Here is a 2,821-nt window from a genome sequence, read left to right as displayed (position 1 = left end):
TTGTCTCCACGAGTCCGAGCGTTCGAATTCGCGGAGACGGACCCCTCATCCGGCGCTTCGCGCCACCTTCTCCCGCAAGGGGAGAAGGAGTTGCACCTTGCGCGCGGATAGATTCACCTACCTGAACACATGCAGCGCCACATACTGCAGCAGCATGATCGCCTTGGCGTCGATGATGCGACCGTCAGTGATCATCGCCAGGGCCTCGTCGATCCCGACCTCCAGCACCTCGATGTCCTCGCCTTCGTGTTCCAGGCCGCCGCCGTCGCTCACGCGCATCTCGGGCTCGTATTCGGCGACGAAGAAATGCAGCTTCTCGGTGATGGCGCCCGGGCTCATGAAGGCCTCGAACACCTTGTGGACGTGGTGCAGGCGATAGCCCGTTTCCTCCTCGGCTTCGGCGCGGATGCGCTCTTCTGGCGAAGCATTGTCCAGCACGCCGGCGGCGGCCTCGATCAGCAGATCGTCGTAGCCGCGAATGAAGGCCGGCAGGCGGAATTGCTTCACCAGGATCACGGTGCGCCGCGCGAGATTATACGGCAGCACGGCGGCGGCGTTGTCGCGCTCATAGGTCTCGCGGTGCTGCGTCTGCCACTCGCCGCTGGCGCGGCGATACTCGAACGTGGTGTTCTTCAGGGTGGTCCAGCCGTCCGAGAGCACGCGGACGTCCTTGATGCGGACGCGGTCGGAAATGGTCATGACTGTCTTTCAGCTAATGCGCGCGGCCGTCGAGCCACTTCTGGAACATCACGGACGTGGATTCCTCGAAGCCGAGCGACTGATAGAACGCATTCGCCGGCGCGTTCTCACGGCGGACCAGCAGCTGCAGCTTCGCAATGCCGGCCGCGCGCAGCCAGTCCTCGGCCGCCGCCATGATGGCGCGGCCATGGCCGCGCTTCTGGCGGTCGGGGTCGACGGCAACGTAATACACCCAGCCGCGGTGGCCGTCATGGCCGACCATGACGGTCGCGGCGATCGCGCCGCCCTCGCGGCCGAGCAGGATCGTCGAATTGTCGCGCCGCCGCGCCAGCGCGATGTCGGCATGTGGGTCGTTCCAGGGACGCGTCAGGCCGCAGCGCTGCCACAGCGCCACGACCGGCTCGACGTCGGCATCATTGATGGCATCGATCGCCAGGGTATTCACAGCACCTTCCCCGGATTCATGATGCCCTGCGGATCGAGCATCGCCTTGATCGCGCGCATCAGCTCGATCGCGGTCTTGTCCTTGACGTCGGGCAGCTCGTCGCGCTTGAGCACGCCGATGCCGTGCTCGGCCGAGATCGAGCCGCCCATGCGCAGCACGATCGCGAACACCACGGCGTTCAATTCGTGCCAGCGCGCCAAATAATCGGCGGTGTTGGCGCCGATCGGCTGGCTGACATTGTAATGCAGATTACCGTCGCCGAGATGACCGAACGGAACGGGGCGCGCGCCCGGGATCAGCTTCACCACGGCGGCATCGGCCTCGGCGATGAATTCCGGCACGGCCGCAACCGGCACGGAGATATCGTGCTTGATCGAGCCGCCCTCGGGCTTCTGCGCCGCCGACATCTCGTCGCGCAGCTTCCAGAAGCCGGCGCGCTGGGAAAGGCTCGCCGCGATCACGGCGTCGTTGACGATCTCCTCCTCCATGGCACGGGTCAGGATCGTCTCCAGCGGCGTGCGGGCGTCGTCGCCCGGCGACGACAATTCCATCAGCACGTACCAGGGATGCTTCGCTTCGAGCGGATCGCGCACGTCGATGCCGTGCCTGACCGAGAACGCCACCGCCATCTCCGACAGCAGCTCGAAGCTCGTCAGCGCGTTGGCGGCTTCGCCTTGCGCGATCGTCAGCAGCTTGAGCGCCGCCGCCGGCGATTTCAGCCCGACGAACGCGGTCTCGACCGAGCGCGGTTTCGGAAACAGCTTGAGCGTCGCCGCCGTGATGATGCCGAGCGTGCCTTCGGCGCCGATGAAGAGGTTGTGCAGATTATAGCCGGTGTTGTCCTTTTTCAGCTTCGACAGCGTGTTGAGCACGCGTCCGTCGGCCAGCACCACCTCCAGGCCCAGCGCCATCTCGCGCGCCACGCCATAGGCGAGCGCGGCCGTGCCGCCGGCATTGGTCGAGAGATTGCCGCCGATGGTGCAGCTGCCTTCGGCGCCGAGCGACAGCGGAAACAGCCGGTCCACTTCGGCGGCCTTCGTCTGCGCGACCTGCAGCACCACGCCGGCTTCGACCGTCATCGTGTTGGAGGCGGTGTCGACCTCGCGGATCTTGTCGAGCCGGCGCAGCGACACCACCACCTCGCCATTGTGCGGCGTCTGGCCGCCGACGAGCCCGGTGTTGCCGCCCTGCGGCACCAGCGCGATGTTGTGCGCGGAGGCGAGCTTGCAGATCGCGGAGACTTCGGCGGTCGAGCCCGGGCGCAGCACCAGCGGCGAGCGGCCGTGGAACAGATTGCGCTCCTCGGTGAGATAGGGCGCGATGTCGTTGGCATCGGTGATGGCGTGACGCTCGCCGACGATCGCACGGAATTGCGCGATCAGCTCGGGCGCAAGCGGGGGGACGGCAGGTGTGTTGACGTTCATTCTCGTTGTCTCTTCTCAAGCTTCTTATCGCGCAACCGCCGCCCGGCGCAGCCGGTCGTTGATCGCTTCACCCAGATATTCCTCGGGGATCGCCATCACCGCAATCGCCCGCGGGCTCTTCGCATCGAGCTCGCGAAGATAGCCGAACAGATTGGCGGCGGCTTCATCGAGATCAGCTGTGGGCGACAAATTCATGACGGCGCTGGCGGCCTCAATGCCGGGCAGCCGTGCAGGACCGAACGCCAGCAGCGCC

At 66.0% G+C, this 2,821-nt stretch carries 4 protein-coding genes; all 4 read right to left on the bottom strand.

Going from position 1 to position 2,821, the window contains the following annotated elements:
* Positions 1–117: 117 nt before the first annotated feature.
* Complete coding sequence (locus SE92_RS15285; RefSeq protein ID WP_063196512.1) at positions 118–699, bottom strand: NUDIX hydrolase; 582 nt, start codon at positions 697–699, stop codon at positions 118–120.
* 13 nt (positions 700–712) lie between these two features.
* Positions 713–1,144: a GNAT family acetyltransferase gene (locus SE92_RS15280; protein WP_063196511.1), complete on the bottom strand. Its 432-nt coding sequence runs from the start codon at positions 1,142–1,144 to the stop codon at positions 713–715.
* On the bottom strand, positions 1,141–2,568 hold the full coding sequence (locus SE92_RS15275) for an FAD-binding oxidoreductase (protein ID WP_063196510.1): 1,428 nt from the start codon (positions 2,566–2,568) through the stop codon (positions 1,141–1,143). The genes SE92_RS15280 and SE92_RS15275 overlap by 4 nt, the downstream gene beginning before the upstream one ends.
* A gap of 24 nt (positions 2,569–2,592) precedes the next feature.
* Positions 2,593–2,821 (bottom strand): Sua5 family C-terminal domain-containing protein (locus SE92_RS15270; protein ID WP_283806771.1); only part of this gene is annotated, 229 nt, incomplete at its 5' end.

It is taken from the genome of Bradyrhizobium sp. AT1 (genome assembly GCF_001590795.1).
In the GTDB taxonomy this organism is placed as follows: domain Bacteria; phylum Pseudomonadota; class Alphaproteobacteria; order Rhizobiales; family Xanthobacteraceae; genus Bradyrhizobium.
This window is presented reverse-complemented; position numbering and strand designations above follow the sequence as displayed.